This is a genomic window from Aquicoccus porphyridii (assembly GCF_008369105.1).
Classification (GTDB): domain Bacteria; phylum Pseudomonadota; class Alphaproteobacteria; order Rhodobacterales; family Rhodobacteraceae; genus Aquicoccus; species Aquicoccus porphyridii.
Genome location: NZ_VINQ01000059.1, coordinates 1 through 1,152 on the forward strand (window position 1 = coordinate 1; position 1,152 = coordinate 1,152).

3 pseudogenes are annotated in these 1,152 nt (G+C 58.2%); 2 read left to right on the forward strand and 1 reads right to left on the reverse strand.

The features are described from left to right. A pseudogene (locus FLO80_RS21715) lies at positions 1-178 on the forward strand (transposase); the annotation flags it as partial. A 701-nt stretch (positions 179-879) separates the two neighbouring features. Here FLO80_RS21715 and FLO80_RS21720 read toward each other — a convergent pair. Further along, a pseudogene (locus FLO80_RS21720) lies at positions 880-1,008 on the reverse strand (transposase); the annotation flags it as partial. On the opposite strand from FLO80_RS21720, the pseudogene FLO80_RS21725 reads away from it, so the two are divergent. After that, positions 1,005-1,152, forward strand: a pseudogene (locus tag FLO80_RS21725) (IS3 family transposase); the annotation flags it as partial. The pseudogenes FLO80_RS21720 and FLO80_RS21725 sit on opposite strands and share 4 nt — an antisense overlap.

Consider the following 1,152-nt stretch of genomic DNA (forward strand, 5'->3'; position numbering starts at 1 on the left):
GCAGAAAACCTTGGCCGTTCAGGTTCCGTATCGCCGTGCAGACGAGCCGCTGAACCTGCTCGTGGACAGCACCGGGATCAAGTTCCTCGGCGATGGTGAATGGCAGGCGCGCAAGCATGGCCCGCAGGGCCGTCGCCAATGGCGCAAGGTGCACCTTGCCATGGACCCGGCCACATCACCGCCCAGTCTTCCGTCGGCGCACCTCTTAGATATTTCCGCGCGGCCGAAGATCCCGCCATAGAAGACAAAGCGGCAAACGGTGAATCTGCCTGAGCCGGTGTAGTTTCGAGTTTCTGCAGATGTTCAAAGCTGAGCTCAACCGCTGGAAATTTAGAGCCTTCCAGTGAAAGTAGCGGACTGCCAGATCCGGTCTCGATCCAACTGGCCAACTGCCCCGTGACTTTCTCAACCATCTTAGGATCTGGTGCCCCATGGCGAGTTTTTGCTACCCAAAGATAATGCCGAGCTAGGGCGCGCGAAATTTTCTGGATGGCGCTTGCATCGGGTGCGTTGCTCTTGTCGGGATCAAACTGAAGCGCAAGCGCCCTGTATTGAATGCCAATCCTGTCAACTCCCTTTGACACTAAGTAATCCGGTGTTTCAGTCGGCGCGTCACCATCATTAGTTACCTCGCCGTTCAGCCTCCTGTGCAGCTACGCAAGCCCGAGGTCATCGAAGTACATGTCCTTAATGTACTTCAATCGCAGCTTCACGCTTGATGGCAAATTTGCTTGAGCTGCGGGGCCTTGCCCGCCGGTTTTCGTCTTTTCGGTACGTGTCACGACTACCTAACCATCCCTACCCGATCTGCTTGACCTGCATCCGAGACCAAAATGATGCTTTGGGTGAAGAGACTAGAGACTCCTCGCGCAGTGGCAATGCCCCGAGGCGCTGCTCGCCACCCGTCGAGTGTTGCCGTGGCACCAGGCCGAGCCATGCCGCAAAGTCGCGTGCCTTGCGGAATGTCTCGGGTGGCCGGGCCAGAACCGCAATGGCCGTGGCGATCAGACCTGACGTTGGACAAGCTCATCCTGAAGGAGGCTGCACGGGGAAACTTCTGAGCGCCGCTCGCCGCCGGGCCTGCATCGATCATGTGCGCAGCACGTTCACAATCTCTGAGCGTCGGGCTTGTCGTGTCCTGGGCCAGCACCG